At 42.1% G+C, this 26665-nt stretch carries 27 protein-coding genes and 1 riboswitch; of the genes, 9 read left to right on the forward strand and 18 right to left on the reverse strand.

What is annotated here, in order from left to right; all coding sequences use genetic code 11:
* Positions 1 to 210 precede the first annotated feature (210 nt).
* Positions 211 to 891: a phosphatase PAP2 family protein gene (locus V1502_RS12730; RefSeq protein ID WP_409251022.1), complete on the reverse strand. Its 681-nt coding sequence runs from the start codon at positions 889 to 891 to the stop codon at positions 211 to 213.
* 29 nt (positions 892 to 920) lie between these two features.
* Positions 921 to 1781: a Ku protein gene (locus tag V1502_RS12735; RefSeq protein WP_409251023.1), complete on the reverse strand. Its 861-nt coding sequence runs from the start codon at positions 1779 to 1781 to the stop codon at positions 921 to 923.
* Positions 1782 to 1920: 139 nt separating this feature from the next.
* Here V1502_RS12735 and V1502_RS12740 point away from each other — a divergent pair, with 139 nt between their 5' ends.
* The gene (locus V1502_RS12740) at positions 1921 to 3765 is read left to right on the forward strand and encodes a DNA ligase D (protein WP_409251024.1); all 1845 of its coding nucleotides are present in this window, start codon (positions 1921 to 1923) and stop codon (positions 3763 to 3765) included.
* A 259-nt stretch (positions 3766 to 4024) separates the two neighbouring features.
* Here V1502_RS12740 and dapF read toward each other — a convergent pair whose 3' ends face one another.
* Complete coding sequence (dapF, locus tag V1502_RS12745; protein ID WP_409251025.1) at positions 4025 to 5017, reverse strand: diaminopimelate epimerase; 993 nt, start codon at positions 5015 to 5017, stop codon at positions 4025 to 4027.
* A 232-nt stretch (positions 5018 to 5249) separates the two neighbouring features.
* Here dapF and V1502_RS12750 point away from each other — a divergent pair, with 232 nt between their 5' ends.
* Positions 5250 to 5537, forward strand: a complete 288-nt coding sequence (locus tag V1502_RS12750) for a hypothetical protein (RefSeq protein WP_409251026.1) — start codon at positions 5250 to 5252, stop codon at positions 5535 to 5537.
* On the opposite strand, the gene V1502_RS12755 is transcribed toward V1502_RS12750, so the two are convergent.
* The 8 genes from V1502_RS12755 to V1502_RS12790 all read right to left on the reverse strand — a co-directional run bounded on the left by V1502_RS12755 (position 5534) and on the right by V1502_RS12790 (position 13718).
* On the reverse strand, positions 5534 to 6805 hold the full coding sequence (locus tag V1502_RS12755) for an EAL and HDOD domain-containing protein (protein WP_409251027.1): 1272 nt from the start codon (positions 6803 to 6805) through the stop codon (positions 5534 to 5536). The two genes, V1502_RS12750 and V1502_RS12755, sit on opposite strands and share 4 nt — an antisense overlap.
* 238 nt (positions 6806 to 7043) lie before the next feature.
* Positions 7044 to 8336: an NCS2 family permease gene (locus V1502_RS12760; RefSeq protein ID WP_409251028.1), complete on the reverse strand. Its 1293-nt coding sequence runs from the start codon at positions 8334 to 8336 to the stop codon at positions 7044 to 7046.
* 225 nt (positions 8337 to 8561) lie between these two features.
* Entirely contained in the window at positions 8562 to 9032 is a 471-nt protein-coding gene (ribE, locus tag V1502_RS12765) for a 6,7-dimethyl-8-ribityllumazine synthase (RefSeq protein ID WP_409251029.1), read from the reverse strand.
* 12 nt (positions 9033 to 9044) lie between these two features.
* Positions 9045 to 10238 (reverse strand): bifunctional 3,4-dihydroxy-2-butanone-4-phosphate synthase/GTP cyclohydrolase II, encoded by a 1194-nt coding sequence (locus tag V1502_RS12770; protein WP_409251030.1) that lies wholly within the window; start codon positions 10236 to 10238, stop codon positions 9045 to 9047.
* 28 nt (positions 10239 to 10266) lie between these two features.
* Positions 10267 to 10923 carry a riboflavin synthase gene (ribE, locus tag V1502_RS12775; RefSeq protein ID WP_409251031.1) on the reverse strand — a complete coding sequence of 219 codons (657 nt, stop codon included), beginning with the start codon at positions 10921 to 10923 and terminating at the stop codon, positions 10267 to 10269.
* Between the two features lie 4 nt (positions 10924 to 10927).
* The gene (gene ribD, locus V1502_RS12780; RefSeq protein WP_409254344.1) at positions 10928 to 12019 is read right to left on the reverse strand and encodes a bifunctional diaminohydroxyphosphoribosylaminopyrimidine deaminase/5-amino-6-(5-phosphoribosylamino)uracil reductase RibD; all 1092 of its coding nucleotides are present in this window, start codon (positions 12017 to 12019) and stop codon (positions 10928 to 10930) included.
* Between the two features lie 132 nt (positions 12020 to 12151).
* Positions 12152 to 12297, reverse strand: a riboswitch (FMN riboswitch).
* Between the two features lie 378 nt (positions 12298 to 12675).
* Positions 12676 to 12996 carry a four-helix bundle copper-binding protein gene (locus tag V1502_RS12785; protein WP_409251032.1) on the reverse strand — a complete coding sequence of 107 codons (321 nt, stop codon included), beginning with the start codon at positions 12994 to 12996 and terminating at the stop codon, positions 12676 to 12678.
* 59 nt (positions 12997 to 13055) lie between these two features.
* Positions 13056 to 13718 carry a hypothetical protein gene (locus tag V1502_RS12790; protein ID WP_409251033.1) on the reverse strand — a complete coding sequence of 221 codons (663 nt, stop codon included), beginning with the start codon at positions 13716 to 13718 and terminating at the stop codon, positions 13056 to 13058.
* A 228-nt stretch (positions 13719 to 13946) separates the two neighbouring features.
* On the opposite strand from V1502_RS12790, the gene V1502_RS12795 reads away from it, so the two are divergent.
* Entirely contained in the window at positions 13947 to 14285 is a 339-nt protein-coding gene (locus V1502_RS12795) for an ASCH domain-containing protein (protein WP_409251034.1), read from the forward strand.
* 88 nt (positions 14286 to 14373) lie between these two features.
* On the opposite strand, the gene V1502_RS12800 is transcribed toward V1502_RS12795, so the two are convergent.
* From V1502_RS12800 to V1502_RS12820, 5 genes are all read right to left on the reverse strand, one after another.
* The gene (locus V1502_RS12800; protein WP_409251035.1) at positions 14374 to 14646 is read right to left on the reverse strand and encodes a DUF6363 domain-containing protein; all 273 of its coding nucleotides are present in this window, start codon (positions 14644 to 14646) and stop codon (positions 14374 to 14376) included.
* Positions 14647 to 14676: 30 nt separating this feature from the next.
* The gene (locus tag V1502_RS12805; protein WP_409251036.1) at positions 14677 to 15519 is read right to left on the reverse strand and encodes a GNAT family N-acetyltransferase; all 843 of its coding nucleotides are present in this window, start codon (positions 15517 to 15519) and stop codon (positions 14677 to 14679) included.
* A gap of 85 nt (positions 15520 to 15604) precedes the next feature.
* Entirely contained in the window at positions 15605 to 16381 is a 777-nt protein-coding gene (locus V1502_RS12810; RefSeq protein WP_409251037.1) for an ABC transporter permease, read from the reverse strand.
* Positions 16381 to 17286 carry an ATP-binding cassette domain-containing protein gene (locus tag V1502_RS12815; RefSeq protein ID WP_409251038.1) on the reverse strand — a complete coding sequence of 302 codons (906 nt, stop codon included), beginning with the start codon at positions 17284 to 17286 and terminating at the stop codon, positions 16381 to 16383. The genes V1502_RS12810 and V1502_RS12815 overlap by 1 nt, the downstream gene beginning before the upstream one ends.
* Positions 17283 to 17498, reverse strand: coding sequence for a PLD nuclease N-terminal domain-containing protein (locus V1502_RS12820; RefSeq protein ID WP_409251039.1), 216 nt, complete (start codon positions 17496 to 17498; stop codon positions 17283 to 17285). Before V1502_RS12820 ends, V1502_RS12815 begins: the two co-directional genes overlap by 4 nt.
* Positions 17499 to 17857: 359 nt before the next feature.
* Here V1502_RS12820 and V1502_RS12825 point away from each other — a divergent pair, with 359 nt between their 5' ends.
* Positions 17858 to 19012 (forward strand): IS4 family transposase, encoded by a 1155-nt coding sequence (locus V1502_RS12825; protein ID WP_409251040.1) that lies wholly within the window; start codon positions 17858 to 17860, stop codon positions 19010 to 19012.
* 67 nt (positions 19013 to 19079) lie between these two features.
* Here the strand turns inward: V1502_RS12825 and V1502_RS12830 are convergent, their stop codons facing one another.
* Positions 19080 to 19406 carry a DUF4870 domain-containing protein gene (locus V1502_RS12830; RefSeq protein WP_409251041.1) on the reverse strand — a complete coding sequence of 109 codons (327 nt, stop codon included), beginning with the start codon at positions 19404 to 19406 and terminating at the stop codon, positions 19080 to 19082.
* A 226-nt stretch (positions 19407 to 19632) separates the two neighbouring features.
* On the opposite strand from V1502_RS12830, the gene V1502_RS12835 reads away from it, so the two are divergent.
* The 4 genes from V1502_RS12835 to V1502_RS12850 all read left to right on the forward strand — a co-directional run bounded on the left by V1502_RS12835 (position 19633) and on the right by V1502_RS12850 (position 23085).
* Complete coding sequence (locus tag V1502_RS12835) at positions 19633 to 20412, forward strand: undecaprenyl-diphosphate phosphatase (protein ID WP_409254345.1); 780 nt, start codon at positions 19633 to 19635, stop codon at positions 20410 to 20412.
* A gap of 12 nt (positions 20413 to 20424) precedes the next feature.
* Entirely contained in the window at positions 20425 to 21027 is a 603-nt protein-coding gene (locus V1502_RS12840) for a DedA family protein (protein WP_409251042.1), read from the forward strand.
* Positions 21028 to 21121: 94 nt separating this feature from the next.
* A complete protein-coding gene (locus V1502_RS12845) occupies positions 21122 to 22252 on the forward strand; it encodes an amidohydrolase (protein WP_409251043.1) in 1131 nt (376 codons plus the stop codon).
* A gap of 281 nt (positions 22253 to 22533) precedes the next feature.
* Positions 22534 to 23085: a GNAT family N-acetyltransferase gene (locus V1502_RS12850; RefSeq protein WP_409251044.1), complete on the forward strand. Its 552-nt coding sequence runs from the start codon at positions 22534 to 22536 to the stop codon at positions 23083 to 23085.
* 923 nt (positions 23086 to 24008) lie between these two features.
* On the opposite strand, the gene V1502_RS12855 is transcribed toward V1502_RS12850, so the two are convergent.
* On the reverse strand, positions 24009 to 25079 hold the full coding sequence (locus V1502_RS12855; RefSeq protein WP_409251045.1) for an undecaprenyldiphospho-muramoylpentapeptide beta-N-acetylglucosaminyltransferase: 1071 nt from the start codon (positions 25077 to 25079) through the stop codon (positions 24009 to 24011).
* Between the two features lie 212 nt (positions 25080 to 25291).
* On the opposite strand from V1502_RS12855, the gene V1502_RS12860 reads away from it, so the two are divergent.
* Positions 25292 to 26659, forward strand: coding sequence for an MATE family efflux transporter (locus tag V1502_RS12860; RefSeq protein ID WP_409251046.1), 1368 nt, complete (start codon positions 25292 to 25294; stop codon positions 26657 to 26659).
* Positions 26660 to 26665 lie beyond the last annotated feature (6 nt).

Below are 26665 nucleotides of genomic sequence, written 5' to 3' on the forward strand. Positions count from 1 at the left end.
AATCTGCAAGCCGCTGAATGGCTGCCTCCTCTTCAGCGCCCGCCCCCGAGAGAGACACGGACCTTGAGCTAAAATCAACTTACTTATTAAAGATTTTACATAAATAGACAAATGTATATTTTGTTATATATCACGAGTATTGGGACATATGTCTTTAATCTATTTTAATGCGTAAAAAACCGGATTGGGTTTCCCAGTCCGGTTTTCAATTCACGTGTTACTGCTAATCTTCCTCCATGGTCTCGCTCCTCTAATGAAGGTATAGACCAATATAGAAAATGCAAGCCATACTCCCCCTGCAGAGAATCCTCCTAAAATATCACTCGGGAAGTGGACACCCAAATAGACTCTGCTTAAGCCGATTAAAAACACCAGAATCATGACGGCCGCTGCTCCTAAGACCCTTGACCACGTATGATCATAGAGCCTGAAAAGGGCAAATGCCATAGCTCCATAGAAGATGAACGATCCCATTGAATGTCCGCTAGGGAAACTATATCCATCCTGCTCAATCAATGCTTCAATGTCCGGTCTCTGTCTTTTGAAATACAGTTTGAGCAACCAGTTGAAACCTCCACCTAGAGCTACTGTCAACAACACATATAGTCCTAAAGAATATTTTTTGAAAACAAAAAATAAAATTGCAGCCAGCACAGTGAGTAAGGCTATCCATTTCAATCCTCCCAAAAAAGTGATGCCTTTCATGAATTGGGTCACTCCAGGGGTCGTGATGGTATTCACCGCTGAATAAACAGCTGAATCAAAAGCTTCTATCTCTTGTTCCTGCCATTCATCAACAATTTTAATGAAGCCAGCTGTCAATAAGGTCATTACCATAAGTCCCATGACAAAATATAACGTTTGCTTCCAATCGATTTCCCTGCTTCTCATAGCCTCTCCCTTCTCCCTCGTGCTGAAGGTTATTGAGCTTCTACTTTCTTGACCGTTCTTTTCTTTTTCGATATCTTGGCAGCCGGTGCATTTGAAGTGGATTTCTTCTCTGTGTGCGGTTTCGTCTTATCAATGGAAGCCTGAAGCGCAGACATTAAATCCGTCACATTGGCGGCCGGGGCCTTTTCTTTCGGTGTAACAAACTTTTCCCCAGTTTGTTTGGATTGAATCAGTTCCATTAATTTTTTTCTGTAATCATCTTCATATTTCTCCGGTTCAAATTCTGTCGACAACTGATCGATTAACATCACAGCTGTGTCCAGTTCTTTTTTACTGACTTCATCCTCCGCTGGCACATTCGGCACATCTCCTGTATGCCGCACTTCATCCGGAAAATGAATGGTCTCCATAACCATCGTATTTTGATATACCCTTACAACTGCAAGCTGCTCCTTTGATCTCATGGCAATTTTGGCAATACCGACTTTGTTTGATTCTGTTAACGCTTTTCTCAAGAGACTGTAAGCCTTTTTCCCGCCTTCGTTCGGTGAGATAAAATAACTTCGGTTAAAGTAGATTGGATCAATCTCTTCGATTTTAATAAAATCGACTATTTCAACTGCTTTTTCCTCGCTCGTGTCCCTTATTTCTTTTATTTCCTCATCTTCTATGACGACAAACTTCCCTTTGGCAATTTCATAACCTTTTACAATATCCTCATATTCAAGGTCTTTTTCGCAAACAGGGCATATTTTTTCATATTTAATTGGAGTATGGCACTCCCGGTGGAGAGACCTTAATTTGATATCTTTATCTTCAGTTGCAGCATGAAGCTTGATCGGTATATTCACAAGCCCGAAGCTGATGCTCCCTTTCCATATCGTGTGCATAGAAATCCTCCATTTTCTTTTGTCTTATTCTTAATTTGCTTGATTTTACTATGTGCTTATCCTATTAAAGTTCTGGAAATACTTCTTACGGGTCTGGGCAAGATAAAACCTATCCTGTGTGTAGAAGTGGTGATGAATTATGAAACCAATGCTGCCGACTTTATTTGAAGAAACACCTGTAAAAGGTAATTGGAAGTATGAAGTGAAATATGATGGCTTCAGAGGTCTCTTGTTGATATATTCTCAAGAGGAGATTCATTTGATAAGCAGGAATGGAAACGATCTGCTGCCACAATTCCCTGAGATCCACAGAGCTGTTTTAAAAATTCTTCAGGAAGAAATATGGACACTTCCCGTTTTCTTGGATGGAGAGATCGTCCTCCTTGAAAATGATTACAAGAGCAATTTTGCTGGTCTTCAAGTCAGAGGCAGGATGAAAACCACGAAGAACATACAAGAAGCATCAGTCCTGAATCCCTGTACCTATCTCGCCTTTGATTCGCTTCACTCAGCAGGTAAAAGAATAACAAGTACTAGTTATAGCAATCGTAAAAAGGAAATGATCTCCCTCTTTAAAAAGGCGGGGCTCCCTTTGGAAGTAAAATATGGCTCTTCTGCTGGAATACAGATGATTCCCTCTTATAGCGACAGCAAGCGAGTTTGGGATACTGTAAGGGCGTTTGATGGAGAAGGATTGATTGCCAAATCTGAAGAAAGTCTTTGGGAAGAAGGAAGGCGGACAACTACATGGCGTAAAATGAAAAATTGGAAGAAAGCCGAGTGTTTTATCCTCTCTCACGACCGAAATAATGGATACTATGAAGTCGGTGTATATAAGGACAAACAGGTTATAGGCATAGGTGCCTTTTACTTTGGAATCAGTCCGGAAGAAAAAAATGCATTAAATTCAATAATCAAAGAAAATGCGCATACTGAAAGAGATGGTCGATTCTTACTTCATCCAGCCATATGTGTGGAACTAAAATACTTGGAATGGTATGAAGAACAAATGAGGGAACCCCACTTTCACCAATTTCTTTTTAATCTCAAACCAGAGGAATGCACTTGGGTACAATTCATGCTTGACGAAGTGTCCATACCTGAAAGCGTTGAAGTCACACATCCAGACAAGCCGCTGTGGGAATCTCCCTCCCTGGATAAACTTCAGTATATACGTTATTTAAGAAAGGCATCTTCCCGTTTGTTGTTCTTTCTTGGACAGCGGCCTTTAACGGTTATCAGGCTCCCCCACGGGATATTTGGGGAATCTTTTTATCAAAAAAACTGCCCCGACTACGCTCCAGACTTTGTAAAGACCATCAGAATAGAAAAAATTGATTACATCGTATGTGATGACCTGGAAACCCTGATGTGGCTTGGAAATCAACTTGCCATAGAATTTCACATTCCTTTTCAAAAAATAGGGTCACCTTATGTGAATGAAATCGTCTTTGACCTTGACCCGCCTTCCAGGGATTATTTCCACCTGGCTGTCAAAGCTGCAACTGAAATGAAAAATGTATTTGACCAGCTTAACTTGATCAGCTTTATTAAAACGTCAGGAAATAAGGGGCTGCAAATCTATATACCGCTCGGAGAAGGCTATAAGTGGGAAGACACCCACCTGTTCACAGAATTCATGGCCAATTACTTAGTCAATCAATTCCCGGAAGAATTTACAACGGAAAGATTGAAAAAAAACAGAAATAATCGTTTATACGTGGACTATATTCAGCATGCTGAAGGCAAGACAATCATCTCCCCGTACTCAGTAAGGGCGAATGAAGATGCCCTCGTAGCAGCCCCCCTGTTTTGGGATGAGGTTACACAAGACCTGAGACCGGAGACCTTCACCATGGAGAAGGTGTTAGAAAGACTAAAGAAAAAGGGCTGCCCCTTTGCCGGTTATGAAGAAGCAAAGGCGAAACAGAACTTCGAGGAAATTCTCTCTTTTCTCAAATCGAATACGGGCAAGCTTCAATAAAAAAGACAGAAGGCTTTAGGATTGCCCTCTGTCTTTTCTTTGTATTTGTATTAAACCCTTGTTTTCCTGTGAAATTTTTGGACTATTCTTTCTGCGAATAGTCCACGGTCTGTCCGACCAAGCCAATATTTGGGCATTTCGTTGAGATACAAGCCAAAAAGCTTTCCCAGTAATTCAAAAAGCGGTCCATTCAGTGGAAGAAGGACCGCTTTTACGGGACAATTGATATGTTGATTCATTTCCCTATAGAATTGTCCGATTAGGCTTTAAGAAATACGTTCTTTTCTACCACTTCTTTAGCATGTTCCTGAAGCTCTGCATAGGTTTTTTCTTCATCAAAATCTAATTGGTTTAAAGTGTGAAAGTTTTCAGGCTCTTTTACATCAAGTTTAAGTTGGTAGCGGCTGATGTAGGTTGCATTCCCGATTAGATCCATTGAGAAGTTTTCTCCATCTTTATGAACAATGACTCGGACTTTTCCGCCGTTATTAAAGACATCAATCTCTGTTTCATATTCATTCAACCCTGAAAGGCACGTCACAAGGCTTGATGCGGACATTGCTGTACCGCATGCACTTGTAAAGCCGACTCCCCTTTCGAACGTTCGAACGTAGATGCCATCTGTACCAAGTGATTGTACAAAGCTGACATTGACTCCGTCAGGGAATAAATTATTAGGCCCATTGACCGTTTCTGATATCGATTTTTGTTCATTGGAAAGGATATGTTTATTTTCCACGATGCTGATTAGATGCGGGTTCGGCACTGCGACTGCTGTAAATGTCAGGTTATCGGAGATTTCAGGTACCTTCTCTTCAATCAGCGTTTGTCTGTCGATATTCATTGGCAGTTGCTGCAAATCGAAAAGCACAGGTGAAATCTCTACTTTGAATGTCGGAATTTCAGCGAATATGGACGCCTCACTCGAGACTTTAAGATCTGCTTTCATCGTTTCAATGATAATCTCTTCTTTATTCTTTAATTCTGTAACGTAACGCCCCACACATCTCAAGCCGTTCCCACACATGGAAGCTTCCGATCCATCTGCATTAAAGACCCTCATTTTCCCGTCACATCGATCACTTTCTAAAACAAAAAGGATACCGTCCGCGCCTATTCCCTTCTTTCGGTCACATAGGGCAATGGCCAAGTTTTGACGATCCTTTTCAGTGAAATTATACGTGTCTGTTATTTCATCGATCAAAAGAAAGTCATTCCCTGATCCATGACATTTTATTAAATTTATTTTCACTATAAAACCCTCCATGGAGTATCTTGTTGAACAACGGTAAGCAATGAGCCAAAGCCCGGCCTATCCGTCTATTCATCTATATTTGTATATTTAGATTGCCATATCAAAGCCTATTTCGCAATAGGTCTGCTCTTGAGACTTTTAAAATCCCTCCTAAGAGTAATCAATTCCGTTATTCAATGAATCACGTTATCATGGATATTGATCATACCTTACCGAAGGAGAAATTTACATGGCTGATGATTATAAATTTTTGTTCACCGTGAAAAAAGTGGCTGTAATAGATGATGCCTCCAATACTAAAGAAGTGCTGGTACACACAAAAATAAAAAAAGGCAGAGATTTGATCTGCCTTGAAAATGTATTTCCTGTCAGGGTCACCGATATCGGCATTTTCCCAGTACCAAAAGCGATTGCCGAAAAAGTTGAAGACCCAACCCTCAGGAGGCTGCTGCCTTTTGAATTGAAGAGGTATATAAAGCCTCAGAAACGTTTTTTGGAACCGGGGGAGTACAGTTAATCACTGAGCAACTTTACACCTTCCCCTTCTTTTAAATACTCTGCCCTTAACAGGCTTTCCGCCCATTGGCAGGACTGAGCATAAAATCGGTTGATTTTGCTCTGGGATATATGGATTTCAAGCCCTTTCAGGTTTGCGTTTTCCCAGTCGGCTTTTTCCAAAGCGATGACCAGATCCAGCACTTTTTTCAAGTTATTTTCTTTGCCTTCCAAGGCATCGCAGATGTCATCTTGAAGAGGCATATCCTTCAATACTTTTTCTATTGGCTGACCAATGATTGATTCCATCAATGAGAACATGCCAGTCAAAAAGTAACTGGACGGTACAGCATCTTCAAAAATTTGCGATGAAATTAACTCACACATCTTGGCACGCGTAAGGCAAAGTTTAATGACTTCTTCAGACATTTGCTTTACGGCCCCGGTCATATCCCTGATAGCAAGTACATAGATCCATCTTTGTATTTCTATCAAGCCCAACAGGATAATCGCCTGCCTGATTGAGCTGATTTTCTGTTTTGGCCGGTAAGCCGGTGAGTTAATCAGTTTTAACAGTTTGTAAGATAAAGAGATGTCCTGTTCAATCAGCTGAGATATTTTTTCTATGCTCGGTTCACTCATTTCCAGGCTTTGAATGACTTCATAGTAGGAATGGAAATACACCGGAACATCGTACGTGCTTAAAATGACAGGCTTGCTGAAGAAAAAGCCCTGAAACAGGGAGTAGCCCCTTCTTTTGGCTTCCTCAAATTCTCTCCTAGTTTCCACCTTCTCAGCCAAAAGCTTTATATCCAGGAGCCGTGCAATCAATTCGATTTCTTCTCTTTTTTTCTCCGAAGTGCCCAGCATGTCTACTTTTATATAATCCGCCTGCTTCATCAGTTCACTGCAATAGGGATTTTGTTTATCGAACACAAAGTCATCCAGCGCTATCTTATAACCAAGCTGCCTTAGTTCCCTGCAAATTGAAATGATTTCCGGTGAAGGCTGGACTGTCTCCAAGATTTCCACGACGATTTCGCGGGGACGAAAGTATGTGGGTACTTTCAGCTTAAGCAGGGTTTCTGTAAAATTGATAAAACAAGGTTTGCCCCCTGAAAGCTGATCGATTCCTATATTCAAAAAGCTGTTAATGATGACGTCTGCTGTCGCCCTGTCACCATTGATATTAGGAAAGATATTTTCCTGATTATTACGATATAATAATTCATAGGCAATCGCTTCTTCACTATCATTGAATATAGGCTGCCTTGCCACAAATACTTCCATTTCTGCTCACTCCTACGTGAAAATGAGAATCTATATTTAATTCTATATAAATAGAAAAAAGGTAAATTTTGCAGATACACTCTACTAGAATACCAAGAAAACAACAGTAAGTCTATCTATATTCCTAAAAGCACTTCACCACTTTAAAGCCCTAAGAGGGACAGTCCCTCTTAGGGCTTTAAAGCGGTGATGCGTTACTTGAAAACAGCATCAGGAGTCCCATCCTGATGCTGTTTCATCAATGAACTGAATGAACAAAAAAGTTTATCAAAAACAGTCCTGCAATTATATATAAAGGAAGCGAAACGTCTTTTGCTTTTCCATTGGCCACCTTCAAAATTGGATACAAGATGAACCCAATGGCAATTCCATCTGCGATACTATACGTAAACGGAATCATCGCAATGATAAGAATCGCTGGGAAGGCCTCTGTTAAATCCCTTAGGTCCATATGACGGATGTTCTGGATCATCAATCCCCCAATAATGATAAGTATCGGAGCAATCGCATGGTCCGGTATCCACTTCAGGTAAGGGATAAACAGGGTAGAAGCAAGAAAAAGCACACCCGTCGTCAAGGTGGTCAACCCTGTCCTTCCACCTGCCGCGATGGCAGCAGCGCTCTCTACAGTTGAAACTGTCGGACTCGTCCCGAAAACTCCGCAGGTGGCTGCCGAAAACGCGTTTGCCTGAAAAGCTTTTGGATACTTTTCCGGATTTCCGGCCATATTTACATGACCGTTAACAAGCCCGATATTCTCAAATACCAGGACCATCGTGATCGAAAAAGCCGCAATCAAAAACGGCAGATCAATTAATCTGGAAAAGGACATCTCTCCAAAAACTGCACCGTAGTCCCCTAAACCAAAGCCAGATTGTTGCCCCGCTTCAGGTTGGATACCAAACAGGAAACCGAGAAGCGTACCAAAGACAATACTCCACAAAAATCCTCCTTTAACGTTCCTGATAAACAGAAAAATCGTTACGAGGAATGTCAGTATGGTGGCAATAACCCCTATGTCACTGATATCTCCCAGGCTGATCAAGGAAGTAGATCCTCTTTGTACGATACCGCCCTTTTCCAAACCGATCAGCAAAAGGAACATTCCTAATCCTACCGATATCGCCTCTTTAAGAGCTTTAGGAATCGCTCTTGTCAAAATGCCTGATAACTTCGTGAATGCAACAATCATGAATAACAGTCCCGAAACGAACACAGCTGCTAGTGCTTCCTGCCATGAAAGACCCATCGATTCCACTAATGTAAAAGTGAACATCACATTGATCCCCATTCCAGGAACGAGCAATATAGGAGCATTTGCCCAAAAAGCCATGACAAGGCACCCGAAAAAGGATGCAAGAATCGTAGCCATTACCGCCCCTTCAAACGGCATACCTGCCTCTGAAAGAATCATCGCGTTAATCGCAATAATATAGACAATCGTAAAATAGCCGATTGCTCCTGCAGTTACTTCTTTCCTGACTGTTGTTCCGTGCTGCTTTAAACGAAAAATACCTCCTGTTGTTTTCATAATATCATGTCCTTACGACACAGCCCTCTCCCTACCCGCTTACCCTTTCATAAAGGGAAGCCACAAGAAATAATTTTAGCAGATGTACGTACCTTTGCCAATATGTTTTAAAAGGTCAGCTTATCCTTTAGCGCTTTACCCCACTAAGAGGGACTATCCCTCTTAGCGGGGTAAAGCGTTAAAGCACTAAAAAAGAGCGGGTTGCATCCCGCTCTCACCATTGCATTATTGATCGATTTGACGGATAAGGTTGGCCATCTCAATGGCACTTGCAGCCGCTTCCCAGCCTTTATTGCCGGCTTTTGTTCCAGCACGCTCAATGGCCTGCTCGATTGTGTCTGTTGTCAGGACACCAAAGATGACCGGCACTTCTTCTTGCAACCCAACATTGGCAACACCTTTTGCGACTTCACCGCTCACATATTCAAAGTGCGCCGTCGCTCCCCTGATGACTGTTCCAAGTGTAATGACGGCATCATATTTTTTCGATGCAGCCAATTTTTTGGCGATGACAGGGATTTCAAAAGCTCCAGGCACCCATGTAACCGTGATATCTGCTTCGTCAACACCATGGCGTTTCAGTGCATCTTCAGCACCGCCAAGAAGCTTACTTGTGATGAATTCGTTGAAACGCGCAACCACGATTGCAACTTTTAACCCTGACCCTACTAAATTACCTTCATAAATTGTTTTCATGTTGACTCCTCCTTAGAATTGAAGTAAGTGTCCTAACTTACTGTGTTTGGTTTTTAAGTAATTTTCATTTGCTTCTTTGGATGGCATTTGGATGGCGACTCTTTCTTCAACTTCCAGGCCATATCCCTTTACACCTGTAATTTTTCGAGGATTATTCGTCAGTAGCCTCATTTTTGATACGCCGAGATCTTTCAAGATTTGTGCACCGATTCCGTAGTCACGCAAGTCGGCTGCAAAGCCCAATTTATGATTGGCTTCGACTGTATCTAATCCTTCTTCTTGAAGTTTATAGGCCTTCATCTTATTGACCAGGCCGATTCCACGACCTTCCTGCCTCATGTAAAGCAGAATACCTTTGCCTTCTTTTTCAATCTGCGAAAGCGCTGCATGCAGCTGGGGACCACAGTCACAGCGGTTGGAACCGAAAACATCCCCTGTCAGACATTCCGAATGAACCCGGACCAGAACAGACTCTCCAGGAGAAATGTCTCCTTTGACAAGGGCAACATGCTCCTGTCCCGTCAGCTTTTCTGTATAGGCTACCGCTTTAAAATGACCAAATTCGGTTGGAAGCTCTATCTCTACTTCCTTTTCTACCAGTTTTTCTTCTTTCCTTCTATAAGCGATCAAGTCCTGTATCGTAATCATTTTCAGGTTGAACTTTTCGGCGATTTCCTTTAGCTGAGGTACCCTCGCCATGGTGCCGTCAGGGTTCATGATTTCACAGATGACCCCAGCCTGAGTTGAGCCTGATAGTGCGGCAAGATCAACAGCCGCTTCTGTATGTCCCGCCCGTTTCAAGACTCCGCCTTTTTTTGCAATCAGAGGGAACACATGCCCGGGACGTTTCAGGTCACTCGGTTTCGCCTCCTCCTTGATCATTTCCAAAATGGTCGTTGAACGTTCAAATGCACTGATGCCTGTCGTCGTATTCACATGGTCCACGCTGATTGTAAAGGCTGTACCATAGGGATCTGTATTTTGGTCTGTCATTGGGTTCAATTGAAGCTGTGATGCTTTTTCCAACGTAATCGGCGTACAGATTAAACCTTTTCCCTCAGTTGCCATGAAGTTGATGACTTCAGGTGTTGCTTTTTCTGCCAGGGCCACAAAGTCTCCTTCATTTTCCCGGTCCTCATCATCGATGACGATAATTACTTTACCTGCTTTTAAATCCTCTAATGCTTCTTCAATTGTATTGAACATTAAGTGTACCTCCATCTGAACAGAATCATTAGCTCATAAAACCATACTGCGTGAGAAAATCTTTGCCGATATCCCTTTTTTCCGGTTGTTCGGTACTATTGCCATTCATAAATTGGTAAATATACTTAGCCATCATATCGCATTCCAGGTTAACGATATCTCCCACTTTTTTATTGCCAAGAATCGTATCATGCCTGGTTTGCGGAATCAGTGAAACCGTAATGGTATTATTACCAACCTCAAAAACTGTCAGGGAAGTACCATCCAAACAAACCGAACCTCTGTTAATAAAATATCGCGATAATTCCACAGGGATTTCAATCGTAATATATAGGGCATTTTCAACAAACTGTGTCGAAACAATCGTACCCGTCCCGTCCACATGGCCGGTGACAAAATGCCCGCCAAATCTTCCGTTTGCTGCCATTGCCCTTTCAAGATTCACTTTCGCTCCTGCTCCAAGAAGCTTTAGAGATGTATTTTCAAAAGTCTCGGGCATAACATCCACCGTGAAAGAACGGCCGCTGAATGACGTTACAGTCAGGCACGTGCCGTTGACAGAGATGCTGTCCCCGAGCTTCACATCTTCCAGAACCTTTTTGGCGGATATGGAGAGCACCATCGATGCAGAAGATTTTTTTAGGTTTTCTATCGTCCCGATTTCTTCTATGATTCCCGTAAACACGGTGTCACCCCTTTCTTAACGGCTTTGCAATAATTTTTATGTCATTTCCGACTTTTTCTATTGAGGAGAATTCCAACTCATCACCTTCTGCTATTGTAGGAAATCCTTGTCCTCCAAAGCTGGTAAAAGCTTTTGATCCTCCAATCAGTTTTGGAGCCATATACATAATTACCTCTTGATATGCTTTTTCTTTTAGAAAAGAAAAGTGTACAGCTGAACCGCCTTCTACAAAAAGGGACGTGATACCTATCTCTCCAAGCCTGCGTAAAACCGAGCGGACCGGAAGATCAGGAGACTTCAACTGTTCGACCCTTACTCCTTTATCCCTTAACGACCCCATCTTTTCCTCAGAAGCTTTACTTCCGCAAAAAAAGATCGTCTTCGCTTGCTCTACGTTTAGGATGGCGCTTTCCAGTGGGACTCTTAAATGACTATCTAGTACAACTCGAATGGGATTTTTTCCACCGCGGGGCAATCGGGTGGTTAGAAGAGGATTATCTCTAATGACTGTATTTACTCCAACTAAAATGGCATCGTGGCGATGACGGTATTGATGAACATCCAGCCTGGATTCTTCGGATGTAATCCACTTGCTGTCTCCCGAATATGCCGCCGTTTTTCCATCAAGGGTAACAGCTGACTTGAGTGTCACATAGGGCGTTTTGGTCTGAATGTAATGAAAGAAGTGGGCATTCAATGCCAAAGCCTCTTTTTCACAAATACCGGTCTCGACTTCTATCCCGGCCTCTTTCAATATCGCAATACCTTTTCCTGCCACTAATGGATTGGGGTCCACACTTGCTATGAAAACACGCTTCAGTTTTTTCTCTACTAAAAGATTTGCACATGGCGGTGTCTTGCCTGTATGTGCACAAGGCTCCAATGTAACATAGATGTCTGCGCCTTCCGCCTTTTCCCCAGCCTGCCTAATGGCATGGACTTCCGCATGGGGTTCCCCCGCTTTCAAATGGGCACCCATGCCGACAATCTCTCCGTCTTTAACGACCACGGCACCGACTGCTGGATTGGGGGAGGTCTGACCCTTTCCCGCTTCTGCGAGTGACAAAGCTAATTCCATATATTTTTGTTCCTGCAAAGGCTGAATCCCCCTTCCTGCCACAATATATCCCCAAATATATTGCATAATTAAAAAATCCCTGAGTGGTTGGAGCACTCAGGGAGAATAAGCCATAGCTAAATAAGCGTAAAAAATAGCAGATTTTACACACTCTTCCTTCTCCCATCCAGACTGTCACTGTCGGCTTTGGAGTTTCACCAAATCCACCGCCATTTGATAAAATGACGGGTCACGGACTAAGAACGTTTCAGTTCATCACCGCCGGTAGGGAATTTCACCCTGCCCCGAAGGAATACCATATTCGATTGTGTTTACTATACCATAATAATGATAGAGATGCATTATAGAATGCCTGAAAGTTCTTACATTGATTTTAACTTTCAAGGTCCGTAAGTTTTCCCTCCTTTTCAGCGAGCCTTTTATGAATACATTCTATTTGACTCGGGGGATGGATGACGTTTCAGTGGGTACGGAACCTCGGGGGCCTGAACTTGCCGTCACGCTAATCCCGCAGGTGGTCGGACACCTTCCGTTCCAATCAACCTTTCATAAACAGTCTCAAAAAAGTTAATGTAAAAGCAGCATGTTTTTAGAAAACAGCCTTGTATTGTTATAAAAAAGATCAGAAAGTGAAAAAGGAACCCACACCTATCTTGCGTGGCTTCCCATAATAATCAGCCTGCCATTTTTCTGCACTCAGCGGCACAATTAAAACAGATTTCAGCACATGTTAGACAGTGTCTGTAATCGAACGTTTTACACTCGGCTCCACAAGCTTCACAAATATCCGCACACAAGGAACAAATCTGTTTCGCAAATTTGCTGCTGCGCTGCATGACTGCTGTGGCATACGAACAGATTTCAGCACACTCCCTGACCAACTCAATGCATCCTGCCATCTTTTCATTTTCTTTCAAACAGGCATGGTAGCATACATTGCAAGCTTCCATACACTCAAGGCAAGCTCTAATACAGTTTTTATAACTGGCATCCATACGATTCCCTCCATTTCAGGTCTTTACTTAGCTTCCCAAAATCGAGGAAAAACTATCAGTCAAATTACATAATACTCTTCCATTAATAACACTATATAAAGTAGAGACCAGTGTTTCAGACCGCTTTCTACCTCTTCGAATACGACCACGATGCTTGAAGGGTCAAACAATTGTTGCATCTGCAGAGGCAGCCTTCCTCTAGTTATGAAGCAAACCTTCTGTTCATCAATGCAGAGCTCCCACCCCTCCCCCTTTTTCATAAAAACAGCATGCTTCCTCGAATCATTCCGTAAAGCATTACTGTCATTAAAAAAGTGTCTGGTCATCCCTTGCACAGACATCTCTAACAATCTTCTATCTACACGTAAAACAAGTTGATTGTCCACACTTTCCAGAGCCAAAGAGCTTCCCTTAAAATAAACACGTGATTTCAACGTCCCGTCATAGGTAAAAAAGCAATAAGATTGTTCATCTTTATTCATCACTAGATATTCATTGGTGGGCATTCTGTTTTCCTTTAATGCCTCCCGGGAACGGTATACTTCAGTGTTATATATCACATACATTATGACGAATGCCACTCCAACAATAATAAAAAGCAAATAAAAAAGAATGTGCAGGCCTGGAATCAACAGGCTTACTAACACACCCAGCAGCAGTGAAGCCAATGCTCTTTTAAAATAGTATCGGCTCCATTTATGATAAAAAAGGGTAATATTCATAAAGCACAGTCACTCCTTAATAGAGTTCTATTAAATGTATGAACCTAGTAGAGAAGATAGAACTGCTAGTATTAGAAGAACTTATTATATAATTCGAAAAAGAGCATGTGGAACGTGTCAGGAACTGGTATAAGAAACCCAGCAGACAACCACGGTTACCATATGTAAGTTAGCTGTTTTTTCTTCAAGATAGTTTTTATGAAAAATATCATTAAAGAGGTGAAAGCCATGGTACATAAAATGGGACTGTATGAAGAATATTTTCAATCCATCCTTAAGAGGGATAAGAAAGTAGAAGTTCGTTTGAACGATGAAAAGAGAAGAAAAATTAACGCGGGCGATAAAATTGAATTTATTAAGATACCCGAACAAAGTGAAAAATTAATAGTCCAAGTAACAGGAATAAAAAAGTATGATTCTTTTAAGGAAATGTATGAGGATATTCCTTTAAAAGAATTCGGCTGCGAAGGAAGGACGATGGAAGAAGTGATAGGTGGAACTTATGAGATTTACACTCCTGAACAAGAAAAGGAATGGGGAGTTTTAGCAATTAGAATCTCGCATTAAAAAGACAATGGCAAACGCCATTGTCTTTTCTATAGTTGGTATGTGCAAGGACACCTTACTAATTTTACTATTGAGTATCTAATTTTCCTTACACCGGCACTTCTTGTAATTGTGCCTCTCTCCAGGCAAGCAGGTCCTTAAAGTTTGTTTGAGCATCCTGATAACCCTGATCGTATAACTCTTCAAGCTTCTTAGGATTGCGTTCCATCCTTCCTACTTTTAAGGGCATTTGCGGACGAATAATGTAAACATTTCCTTTTGCCTCTTCCCTCTCAAGGTATTCAACGGTTTCATTATATACCTTGTAGCGGTTCATCATAGCTTTTTGCAATCCAGGATATTGAGGATATTTGCGCTTCACAAGGTATTTAAACTTGGTGTATTTATGAGCTTACACATTACTCAACGGAATTAGCATGGCTCCGCACTCTTTTTCATAGTATTCAATCGGCCCTGCTTCTCCCAAGATGGTATACGCGTATTTTTTCCGTTTCATATCAGACAGCGCCTTATGAAGAAGAGTTCCCCCCACCCCGCTCTTCCTTTCTGATTTAACCACTCCCATTGGACCATAGATTCCTTTTTGATCGCGGTAAACATCATAAGAAGAAAAGCCGATGAGACGCTCTTCCTTCCATGCCAAGAAAATGGGAATTTCGTCTTGTCGAAATCCATTTCTTAGCGTCTCTGCCCACCCCTCTCCAAAATTTCCGATAACAAAACTCAAGACCGTGTCTCTGTCACCAGTCCCTGCTCTTTTGATTAATACGTTATTGTTAGTAAATTCTCTTTCACTATAAGTATTCATAGGCACAATCAGGTCACGTGCTGTGGTAACGGATTCTTTTATTTTGTCATGCGGTAGACCCCTCAAGAATTCTTGCTCATCCGGCGTCCACATTTGATAAAAAGCCTTGATTACGTGTCCTTCATTCAAGTAAATTTGATTATAATTTGTCATGATTTCCAATGCCCTGTTCCACAAACTGTCCACTCTTTGAGTGACAGTTGAAGAAAAATCCTTATGATAAACGCTGACCTTTTCACTGGATCTGTTTAATACGAGAAAATCATGAATATCGTCTTCCACCAGCAGGTACATTTCAAGCAATGTGCCCTTTTTCACCAGTGCAGCCCCTATAAAAAGGTCAACTGGTTCGACCGGCCCTTCACTAATTTCCTCAGCATTACGAATCAACTCTTTAACTTTGTCTGTCAGGTGATACGTTTCCAAATTCATTCCCCCTATTACCAAAAGGCCGACTCTTTAGAAGAATCGGCCATGATTATTTTTATATTCTACATAACTTTTATTTTTCCTATGATAACTCACTAATTTTGAATATTTTTGAAGAAGCTGCGAGCAAAAGGAAGATGACTATGACTGTTGTCAGCAGCGTCATCGACAAATCAGAAGACCAAGTTCCTTCCATCAGGATCTGAGAAACATATGAGGATAGACGGGAAGTAGACCACACTAGCTGATTTGTAAAAATCCCTGAAAGGAAGGAGAGAAAAATCGATACAGCGATAGCTGAAAAAGCAGCTAGTCCGGGAGAAAAGGTAATACTGCTGAAAAAAATCGTTAACGTCACAATAAAAGAAAGCCAGAACCCATATGTGAACATGGCTTGAAGGAAATAGTCTGAAGAAATGTTGTCGAATAAAAGGTTGATATAATACCAGCTTGAAAGCATGCCAAGTGTGTAGGAAACCCATACAGTGATTAAGGCCGACAGCCATTTCGCTAAAATATAACTTTGGTGGGAAACTGGTTTAACCAAAACAAGTGATGCGCTTCCGTTTTTCCTTTCCCCAGCCACAGTTCCCATGAAGGCTAAAACGATTACCAGCACCCCCATCATGCTGTACTGACCAAGCGTTGAGAGCAGCACTTGTTCAGATGTTGGGGGCGGTATTTCAATCACAGCGCCTTCCGGTAAGTTTCCTACAGCATCAAGGATATCCAGCATATAGTAGGCTGTCAAAGGCTCTGTAATCCCAAAAAGGATAAAGACCATCGGCATCCAGATCCATTTGAAGTTACGTCTGGATTCAAGCATTTCTTTTTTCAAAAGAACTACAAATTGACTCATCATCTCACCACCTTCATGAATATATCTTCGAGGCTGCTCTCACTCGTTTCGAAACGGATTACAGGAATAGTATGCTCTGCTGCAGCACTTAACACTTCATCTCTTGCCTTCCTGATATCTGTCACTACAAGGCGTGCGTGATCTCCATTCAGTTTATAACCTTGTATGGATGGTAGATCAATGAAATGTTTACAATACTTTTCAGCTTTTTCTTCAAACTGCACAGTCAGCATGGCTTCTTTGTATCTCTTTTTAATATCTTTTAATGTCCCGCTTTCCACCAGCTTCCCGTTATGAAGGAACAGAATATCATCACAAACTTCCTCGGCATCATTCAAAATATGAGTAGAAAACAATATAGTCGTCTCTGACTTCAGTTTGCTCATTAACTCCAGGACTTCCCGCCTGCCGAAAGGGTCAAGAGCCGAGACCGGTTCATCCAGCATGATCAACCTTGGACGGTGAATAAGTGCTTGTGCAATTCCAAGCCTTTGTTTCATGCCTCCGGAAAACTCACCGACCTTTCTCTTTTTAGCATCTTTCAGACCGACAAGTTCGAGAAGCTCATCAGTGCGGGCACTTGCCTCTTGTTTTTTCACCCCGGCAACTTCACCCGAGAATATCATGTATTCCTGGGCCGTCATCCATTCAAAGAAATTGGGGTACTGAGGCAGATATCCTATCAGGCTGCGCAAATCCTCATTATTAGGAAGAAGGTCGGAAGATACACTTCCTGCGGAAGGCCTCACCAAACCAGCAAGCATTTTAATAGTGGTGGTTTTGCCGGCTCCGTTAGGTCCGAGCAGCGCTGTACACTTTCCTTCTTCAAGGTGAAAGCTTACATTCTCCACTGCCACCTTCTCTCTATATTTTTTCTGCAACTCTTTAACTGTAATTATGTTCATCCATTGTGTCTCCTTCCGATTACGAAGTAAATAATCGGTCCGATTATGTTAATGAACAGAATGATCAGCACCCAAAGCCATTTCGGTCCATTCGTATCTCTTATTCTTATAACATCCACCAGCGCGGTGATCAGCAAAATCAATTGAATAATAATCACAGGAGCAATCAATCCCCAGTTTATTGTCTCAAAAGCCTGTTGTAATTCAGCCATTTTACTTCCTCCCTTTGTTAGCTTTTTGTCTAGTCAATGATAATACGATACAGTTTGGGTTTTGTTCACTTTTACAAAAATGTTTTTCAAGAGGAAAATCCGTTGAAAAAGGGTCGGTTATTTACCTGCTCCACAGTCTTCTCTTCTTTTATTCAAGCAAAGCAAAAGTGAATTTTCCTAAAGATAAAAAAACCGGCTGCATATGATTGGCAGCCAGTTTCTTTATTACTTTACATCACTAAAAGGGACTGTCCACGGGTGTTGATTAACCATAATATGTAAAACAAACGGTATCATTAGACAAAAAAAGCCACTCTCTTTTAGAATGATTGTTACCGCTAACAACACTAAAAAGGAGAGTGGCTTCATTGACTAACTTTAACAAATTATCAGAGGTACTTCAAACGTTCATTACTGACGAAGAGGTGGAAAACCTGTGTGAAGAGTGGGGTTATCATGACACCGCGAGAAAATTTTCCGCCAAAGATTTGGTACGCTTCTTTGTCATTTCCTCTGCGAAAGATTGGAAAAGCTTTCGAGATGCCGAAACCAAGATGCCTCAGGAAGACAGTTTGCCTTCCGTTGACCACTCGACCCTCGCTAAAAAAGCTCAAAACGTCCCTTATCAGATCCTTCAAAAATTGTTCTCTCGTTTAGTCAATCGCTTAGGACGTGGAATGCGCCGAGCGCTGTTCAAGCCCTATAAACTATTCGCGGTTGATTCCACAACCATTACGTTTCAACATCCAGATATGAGCTGGGCGGGTTACACCCGTACCCGCCACGCTATTCGGCTCCATACAAAGTTCGATGTAGAGGAAGGACAGCCTACCCAAGTCATCCATACAACCGGACGGCACCACGATGTCATGGTGGCCCCCAAGTTGTATGAAGACACGGAGCCTCTTTCCATCATCACCGCAGATAGAGGCTATGCACGAACGAAAGACTTTGAGGATTTACACGAAGACCACCAATTTTTTGTGATTAGAGTCGCCAGCTCCTTCTCTCTCTCGGAAGAGATGGAACACAGTGTACCTCTTGATGAAGAGGGCAATGTGAAGGAAGACCTGACAGCCTTTATCGGAAAACGGACCCGCAAAACAAAGTATCGATTCAGATTGGTTACGTTCACTGATAACGAAGGAAATAAAATAAAAGTAGCCACGAACTTAATAATGATGTCTCCTGATGACATTGCTTATATCTATAAACTCCGCTGGCAAATTGAGTTATTTTTCCGATGGGTAAAAGGTAATCTGGATCTGTCCAATCTCTTTGGGAATTCACCGAATTCTGTTTATAGCCAGGTTTATGGCACTCTTATCGGTTACTTTCTTTTACGGTGGATTTACAATGAAACGAAGGAAGAGTGGGCTATCTTACACTCTTTCACCTTCATAGAATTTACCCGTCGTTACGTGGCATACACCTTACCTGTGGAGGTAAGGTGTGCCGTTAAATCACTTTTTCAACGAAGGGGAAGTCTGTGTAAATCAGCTGGAAAAATATAGCTAATCAACACCCGTGAGGGACTGTCCCTCTTCGCACTGTGAAGCGTTAATGTGTTAAACCAGGAACTTATTTAATGATACGGAAAACGGTCGGTATCCGGTAGTAATCTCCTTCATAAGCCTTGATGGCTCCCAGTATGGTAAAGATGAAGGCGAGCAGGCCGACTATCGGGGCCAAGATGAACCCAATCAGGACAAACATTAGTACTGAGCTGACAAGCCCATAGACAAAATAGGATATGAGAAAGTTCATGTACTCTTTTCCATGATGGTCGATATAATCCGAATCATCTTTCTTGATAAGCCAGATCACCAACGGACCGATAAAGGCAGTAAAAAAGCTGATAATGTAAATAAATGCAGCTAGTAATCTTTCATCTCTTGTAGATTCCACAAAAATTTCCTCCTTAGCTATTCAATCTCTTCTCTATTTAACTATACGAATGTTCTGCTGAAAAGTTTCAGGGATTTGCAAAAAGATTCATTCGCCCTTTTATGCTTTAAAGCACTAAGAGGGACTGTCCCTCTTAGCGCTTTAAAGGGGGAAAGTTTAGGTCTTCTTCCGGCATTTTTGAATATATGTTAATAGAACCCTTGTCCAGGAAGGATGAATGAATATGATGTCTAAATTAGAAGCCCTTATTCTCGGGATGATTCAAGGGCTGACTGAATTTTTACCAATTTCCAGTACAGGCCACCTTTACATAGGGCGCAAAGCGTTCGGCCTTGAGGAAGCCGGTCTTTTTCTTGATACGATGCTGCATTTGGGCACACTGCTTGCCGTCCTGGTTGTCTATCAGAAAGAACTGCTTCATATGATCAGGCACCCCTTCAGCAAGCTCAGCTTCATTCTCGTGATCGGCACAATCCCTGCTGTCATTATCGGCTTTTCCTTTGAAGATTATTTTGACCGGATCTCCACGACAGGCAGCACAATCGGCTGGGAATTTCTCATCACCGGCCTGATTATGTATATTGCTGATGGAGTCAAAGACGGTTATAAAAAACTCGAAGACCTCACATATACAGATGCCTTTGTCATCGGCAGTTTTCAAGCAGCGGCCATTTTTCCTGCTCTGTCCAGATCGGGGCTTACCATTGCAGCAGGACTTTTCAGGAAACTTGACCGCCAGACAGCAGCCTACTTTTCATTCCTTTTATCCACACCTGCCATTCTGGGTGGATTGATTATGAAAGGAAAAGATCTTTTCACAGGCACGGTTGAAGCTGTATCACTGCCTGCCTTGATGGTGGGGACAGCCGCTTCTGCTGTATTTGGTTATATCGCCATCGTAGCAATGATTAACTTTTTAAAGAACCGTTCACTAAAAATCTTTTCCTATTATGTTTGGGGTCTTGGCGCACTCATTTTGATCCTTCAATGGTCAGGAATATTTTAAGGAGGGATTGGCATGGGGAAAGAATGGATACTTGATTTGCTTCAGGTTCTTTCCGACTGGGGATACTTAGGCATCGCTTTCGGCCTGATGATAGAAGTGATTCCCAGTGAGCTTGTCTTGAGTTATGGAGGATTCCTTGTTTCGGAGAACAAACTGCATTTTCTCGGCGCCCTTCTTGCTGGTGTCATCGGCGGTACCTTGGCTCAGTTATTTCTATATTGGCTCGGGTTGTATGGCGGAAGACCTTTCTTTGAGCGATGGGGAAAATTCCTTCTTATCAGCGAAAAGCACCTCCAGGCTTCAGAAGACTGGTTCGGCAGATATGGATCTTTTGTCATCTTTTCCGCTCGTTTCATCCCAGTCGTCCGACATGCGATTTCAATTCCAGCCGGTATAGCAAAAATGAAGTTTTCTTTATTCTTCCTTTACACGTTTGCTGCCATGATTCCTTGGACGATTCTGTTTCTGCTTATAGGGATGGAACTCGGAGACCATTGGGAGCAGATTGAAGTGATAGGAAGCCTCTATATAAAACCCATTGCATTTATCGCCTGCTCCGTTATTGCTCTTTACTTTGCCGTACAGTTATGGAGAAAAAAACATAAAAAGAAATAAACCCATTCCTGGCTTCAACTTACTACAATATTTGAGTAAACTATTATCAGTTGGCGATTGTTTTTTTGCCAAATTTATTAAAGGAAATGAAGCTATGCAGAATCTTATTCTTAAAAATGCTACTTTGTATACCATTACATCTGGAATCATTTCGAATGGACATGTTTGGATTGAAGGGGGAAAAATCAAAAAGGTTTCGTCTACATGGTTTGACGACCTCTCAGGAGCAAAAGTAATCGATTGTATGGGGAAACCGCTTCTCCCAGGATTTATAGACGTCCATACCCACCTTGGACTCTATGATGAAGGAACCGGCTGGGCAGGGAATGACGCTAACGAAACCATCGAACCGATGACCCCTCACATCCGGGCATTTGATGGCGTGTACCCGCTTGATCCCGGTTTTCAAGATGCCCTTAAGTATGGTGTTACGACCGTGAATGTCATGCCGGGCAGCGCCAATGTCATTGGAGGGACAACGGCGGTCATCAAAACTTTCGGGAAAAATATCAGTTCCATGCTCGTCCGGGAAACGTCGGGGCTGAAGCTGGCTCTTGGTGAGAATCCAAAAAGAATACACAGTCACGGAAAAAACGACTCCATCACGCGCATGGGAATCATGGGCATGCTCCGGGAAGCTTTCTTTAACGCGAAGTATTGCGATCAACCTGAAGAACTGCGGGTCGCCCCCATTGTCATGGCCCTAAAAAGGGAAATTCCTGTAAGAGTCCATGCCCATCGTGCTGACGACATCTTATCTGCTGTCCGTTTTGCACAAGAGTTTGAGTTGGATTTACGGATTGAACATTGTACGGAAGGGCACCTTATTGCCAAGGAGCTTCGAGATTTAGCATTGAAGGTCTGTGTGGGACCCACTTTTACCCGCCGCTCTAAAGTTGAATTGAAAAATAAGAGCTGGCTGACCTATCAGGAACTGTCGAATAATGGCGTTGAAGTGTCCATCACGACCGACCACCCTTATACACCAGTTCAATACCTGAATATGTGTGCAGCCATAGCTGTGAGAGAAGGGTGGAATTCCGAACAAGCCCTTAAGGGAATTACAATAAATCCCGCCAGAAACTTAGGTGTGGATGATCGGCTGGGCAGCATCGAGCAGGGTAAAGACGCAGATCTCGTGCTCTGGAGCGACCATCCATTTGAATTTATGGCGAAACCATTGCTTACACTGGTCAATGGCGAAATTGCTTTCAAAAATTTGTAGAAAATTGGTGAATTTTTTCATAAAAAATTAACGATTTGCCTATTTCAATTTAGGTTTTTTTTTAGTATGATACGAACAGATGATATATTCCATTATATTGTTCACTAGCCGGGCAATTGGATATATGGCTTATGTAATGGAGGGAAGGCAAATGGTGCGCCACCAGTTTCTTGACTGGTCTTAGTGGGTTCGATTCCCACCCCGAAATTTTTTATGTGGTTTATGAAAAATTTCGAGGGTGGGGTCTTACGCTAAAAGACTGCCCTCATGGAGGGATATCAATGATCAAGAAACGCGAATTTCAGGACTGTCATGTTCTGTTCGATTTGATGGTGCATCCAGAAGTCTTCCCTTTTGTGCGTCATAAAGCTCATTCCTACGAGGAATTTCTGTTTTTGACTAAAAGTACAATTGAAGCCGAAGAGCGCGGAGAATTAATTTCACGAACAATCGTCGATGAATGGGGCAATCCGATCGGGACGATCAACCTATTCGACATTGAAAACGGTGCAGGATTCCTTGGAACCTGGATTGGCAAACCTTATCATGGCAAAGGCTATAACAAACCTGCCAAGGATGCTTTTTTCCATGAGCTTTTTTATGAACTGGGAATGGAAACCGTATTTATGAGAATCAGGAAAGTTAACATCCGTTCGCAAAAAGCTGCGGAAAAACTGCCTTATGTCATCAAAGCAAATGAATTAAGACCGTCCATTTACCAGCAGCTTAATGCCGATGGAGATATATACGATCTGTATGAGATTCCAAAAGATTTATACACTATGCACCTCTACAGCACTCCTCAAGAAGAAGAGCAAGCAATGGAGGCATAAAAAAAGCTCTGGATTTCCACTGGGAACCAGAGTTTTTTGTATTGTTGACATCTCTTATATACAGACGAGTGAAATAAACTACGAGGAATTTAGAGCATCATCTTTTGTCTACTAATCTTTATGGATGAATTGTTCTCTTTTTCTTTTGCATTATCTTCCGAACTACACCGTTTTGATGTAAGAATCAAGCCCCGTTTCAATCATCTTTTTCCGGACTGCACCGTCTTGATGTATGAATTAAGCGCTCATTCCTACATCATTTTGCAAACTCCCCGGTTTTGATGTATGAATTATGCTCCCATTCCTACATCATTTTGCAAACTCCCATTTTTGATGTATGAATTATGCTCCCATTCCTACATCATTTTGCAGACTCCCTTTTTGATGCATAAAATAAGCCTCTTTTCCATCATCATTTCTCCGTCGCCACCCCTTTGAAGTATGAATTAAGCGCTCATTCCTACATCATGTTGCAGACTCCCCTTTTTGATGTGTGAATTAAGTTCCCATTCCTACATCATTTTGCAAACTCCCCTTTTTGATGTATGAAATAAGCCTCTTTTCCATCATCATTTCTCATTCGCCACCCCTTTGATGTATGAATTAAGCGCTCATTCCTACATCATTTTGCAAACTACCCGGTTTTGGTGTATGAATTATGCTCCCATTGCTACATCATTTTGCAGACTCCCCTTTTTGATGTATGAAATAAGCCTCTTTCCATCATCATTTCTCCTTCGCCACCCCTTTGATGTATGAATTACCCATCTATTCCATCGTATTTTTCGGGACTACACCATTTTGATGTATGAATTAAGCCTCATCCCTTATATTCACCCTGATGTACATATAGTTATAGTAACCTTTTACAATAACAAAAAAGCCTGCCGCAATTATCCTATGCAGCAGGCATTTCAAGTTAATCATTTTGACAATCGTGAGAGCTCATTGTACATATCTTCAATCGTGTAGGAGGATTTATTTTTCTCCATTTCTGTGATCATTTCACCGCTGTTTTGCTGAAGCTCATCAAGCTTTTGCTTAAACGTGTCGGGGTTCAGTTCTTCCTCTTCCAATTTCAATGCTATCCCCTGTTTGACAAAAGAGTCAGCGTTGATGATCTGGTCTCCCCTGCTTGCTTCACGGGAGAGCGGGATAAGAAGCATCGGTATCTTGAGAGCTAAGAATTCAAAGATAGAATTTGAACCTGCTCGAGAAATGACATAATCCGTCATCGCCAGGAAGTGCGGAAGTTCGGTCGAAACATATTCGTACTGCCGGTAGCCTTTTTGTTCTAAAGAAGGATCTAGATTTCCTTTTCCGCAAAGATGGATAATTTGATACTTCTCCATCAGCAATGATAAATTCTTTCGGACCGCCTCATTGATTTTTCGAGAGCCGAGACTTCCACCCATGATCATCAGTACAGGTTTGCTGTCATAGAAACCCGTCAGCCTCCTGCCTTCTGCACGCTCTCCTGCAAACAGCTCTTCACGTATAATTGCACCTGCACAAATCGCTTTATCTGCCGGCATACTGTTCAGTGTTTCAGGGAACGTTGTAAAAATTTTTGTCGCGAACGGAACCGCAAGTTTATTGGCCAATCCAGGAGTAAAGTCTGATTCATGAATCGCCGTTGGAATGCCGGAAACCTTAGCCGCCATCACCACTGGGACCGATACGAATCCACCTTTGGAAAAAATGACATCCGGCTTTGTTTTTCTGATGATCGTTAATGCTTCCATAAGACCTTTCATCACTCTGAATGGATCTGAAAAGTTTTTCCAGGAGAAGTATCTGCGCAGTTTCCCGCTTGAGATTCCGTGATAAGGAATTTCCGGGAATTGCTCTGTTATGATTTCATTTTCAATTCCATCCTTCGATCCTATGTATGAAACCTTCCATCCCTGTTTCTTAAAAAAAGGGATAAGGGCAGCATTTACGGTGACATGCCCGGCAGATCCGCCGCCGGTAAAAAGTATATGTTTGCTCATATCCAAGCTCCTATCCATTAAGTATCCTTTACCATTATACACGGTAAGTTCCTAAACATTATCAAAAATATATATTAACACGGATATGTCCTGCCTTCGAGCAGGAATACCCTCTAATAATCTTTCTATACCCTTATCCAGAAGCAATTATGATATAATTCACTAGTTCATTTGTTTTCCGATGAAAATTTGCTTCTGCGAGGCTTAGACATATGAGACAAACTACAACCTTAAAAGATAAATTCAGCCAGTTCCTTATCGTACTGCTGCCTATACTTGTCACCCAACTGGGAATGTTCAGTATGAGTTTTTTCGATACAATGATGTCCGGTAAGTTTTCTTCGATTGACCTGGCCGGCGTTGCGATTGGCTCCTCACTTTGGGTCCCTGTGTTTACTGGCCTGAGCGGAATATTACTGGCGATCACCCCCATTGTTGCTCAATTGGTCGGGGGAGGACGGAAGACGGATGTTTCCTTTTCTGTTATACAAGGAATATACGCAGCCACATTCCTGGCGATTGCCGTTATTGTTGCCGGCATCTTTATTCTGGACCCGATTTTGAACAATATGAATCTGGAGGACAATGTACGTGTAGTTGCCAGGCAGTACCTGATTGCTTTAGCGTTCGGAATCATCCCGGTATTTATATACAATGTTCTTCGTTCATTTATCGATGCTCTGGGGATGACCCGCATCACCATGTACGTTACATTGACATCTCTTCCTATTAATGTTTTTTTCAATTATGTTCTTATCTTTGGTAAATTCGGCTTTCCTACACTTGGAGGAGTCGGGGCGGGTGTTGCTTCCACGATTACCTATTGGGTCATCACCATTATCGCCGCGCTTGTCATTCATAAACATTATCCATTAAGGAAATATAATATTTTCGGCAAATGGTTTGAGATCTCTTTTTCTAAATGGAAAGAGCTTCTCATTATCGGTGTCCCGATCGGCCTTTCGATATTCTTTGAGGTAAGCATTTTTTCTGCCGTCACTTTATTTATGAGTGAATACAGCACAAACATAATCGCCGCTCATACTGCCGCGATCAATTTTGCTTCATTCTTATACATGATCCCTTTAAGTATTTCCATGGGGTTGACAATCGTAGTGGGCTTTGAAGTAGGGGCAAAGAGACTCGAAGATGCCAAGGCTTATAGTTTGATGGGAATCTCAACCGCTATTATTCTTGCTGTTATCTACGGTGTGATTCTGCTGCTCTTCAGAGAGCCTATCTCCACACTCTATACGGATAACCCGGAAGTAAGTGCACTAATCGTCCACTTCCTGCTCTATGCAGTATTTTTCCAGCTTTCTGACGCTATCCAGGCACCTGTGCAGGGAGCTCTGCGCGGGTATAAAGACGTTAATATCACTTTTATCATGGCATTGATTTCTTATTGGATCATCGGCCTGCCGCTCGGATACCTCCTGGCAAAGTTCACCGAGTTTGGCCCATATGGGTATTGGGTCGGGTTAATTTCCGGTTTAACCGCCGGTGCCATAACACTATCTTTGCGCCTGAAAATTGTTCAGAGAAAGACAAAGTTGAAAATTCGTACTATGCATAATTGATAAAGG

Source organism: Rossellomorea sedimentorum, assembly GCF_046237645.1.
GTDB lineage: Bacteria > Bacillota > Bacilli > Bacillales > Bacillaceae_B > Rossellomorea > Rossellomorea sedimentorum.

Bases quoted from the DNA above. Each gene is read 5' to 3' on its own strand.
- V1502_RS12730 (WP_409251022.1), bottom strand. From the start codon at position 891: ATGAGAAGCAGGGAAATCGATTGGAAGCAAACGTTATATTTTGTCATG.
- V1502_RS12735 (WP_409251023.1), bottom strand. From the start codon at position 1,781: ATGCACACGATATGGAAAGGGAGCATCAGCTTCGGGCTTGTGAATATA.
- V1502_RS12740 (WP_409251024.1), top strand. From the start codon at position 1,921: ATGAAACCAATGCTGCCGACTTTATTTGAAGAAACACCTGTAAAAGGT.
- V1502_RS12750 (WP_409251026.1), top strand. From the start codon at position 5,250: ATGGCTGATGATTATAAATTTTTGTTCACCGTGAAAAAAGTGGCTGTA.
- V1502_RS12755 (WP_409251027.1), bottom strand. From the start codon at position 6,805: ATGGAAGTATTTGTGGCAAGGCAGCCTATATTCAATGATAGTGAAGAA.
- V1502_RS12760 (WP_409251028.1), bottom strand. From the start codon at position 8,336: ATGAAAACAACAGGAGGTATTTTTCGTTTAAAGCAGCACGGAACAACA.
- ribE (WP_409251029.1), bottom strand. From the start codon at position 9,032: ATGAAAACAATTTATGAAGGTAATTTAGTAGGGTCAGGGTTAAAAGTT.
- V1502_RS12770 (WP_409251030.1), bottom strand. From the start codon at position 10,238: ATGTTCAATACAATTGAAGAAGCATTAGAGGATTTAAAAGCAGGTAAA.
- V1502_RS12785 (WP_409251032.1), bottom strand. From the start codon at position 12,996: ATGGATGCCAGTTATAAAAACTGTATTAGAGCTTGCCTTGAGTGTATG.
- V1502_RS12790 (WP_409251033.1), bottom strand. From the start codon at position 13,718: ATGAATATTACCCTTTTTTATCATAAATGGAGCCGATACTATTTTAAA.
- V1502_RS12795 (WP_409251034.1), top strand. From the start codon at position 13,947: ATGGTACATAAAATGGGACTGTATGAAGAATATTTTCAATCCATCCTT.
- V1502_RS12810 (WP_409251037.1), bottom strand. From the start codon at position 16,381: ATGAGTCAATTTGTAGTTCTTTTGAAAAAAGAAATGCTTGAATCCAGA.
- V1502_RS12815 (WP_409251038.1), bottom strand. From the start codon at position 17,286: ATGAACATAATTACAGTTAAAGAGTTGCAGAAAAAATATAGAGAGAAG.
- V1502_RS12820 (WP_409251039.1), bottom strand. From the start codon at position 17,498: ATGGCTGAATTACAACAGGCTTTTGAGACAATAAACTGGGGATTGATT.
- V1502_RS12835 (WP_409254345.1), top strand. From the start codon at position 19,633: ATGTCTAAATTAGAAGCCCTTATTCTCGGGATGATTCAAGGGCTGACT.
- V1502_RS12840 (WP_409251042.1), top strand. From the start codon at position 20,425: ATGGGGAAAGAATGGATACTTGATTTGCTTCAGGTTCTTTCCGACTGG.
- V1502_RS12845 (WP_409251043.1), top strand. From the start codon at position 21,122: ATGCAGAATCTTATTCTTAAAAATGCTACTTTGTATACCATTACATCT.
- V1502_RS12850 (WP_409251044.1), top strand. From the start codon at position 22,534: ATGATCAAGAAACGCGAATTTCAGGACTGTCATGTTCTGTTCGATTTG.
- V1502_RS12855 (WP_409251045.1), bottom strand. From the start codon at position 25,079: ATGAGCAAACATATACTTTTTACCGGCGGCGGATCTGCCGGGCATGTC.
- V1502_RS12860 (WP_409251046.1), top strand. From the start codon at position 25,292: ATGAGACAAACTACAACCTTAAAAGATAAATTCAGCCAGTTCCTTATC.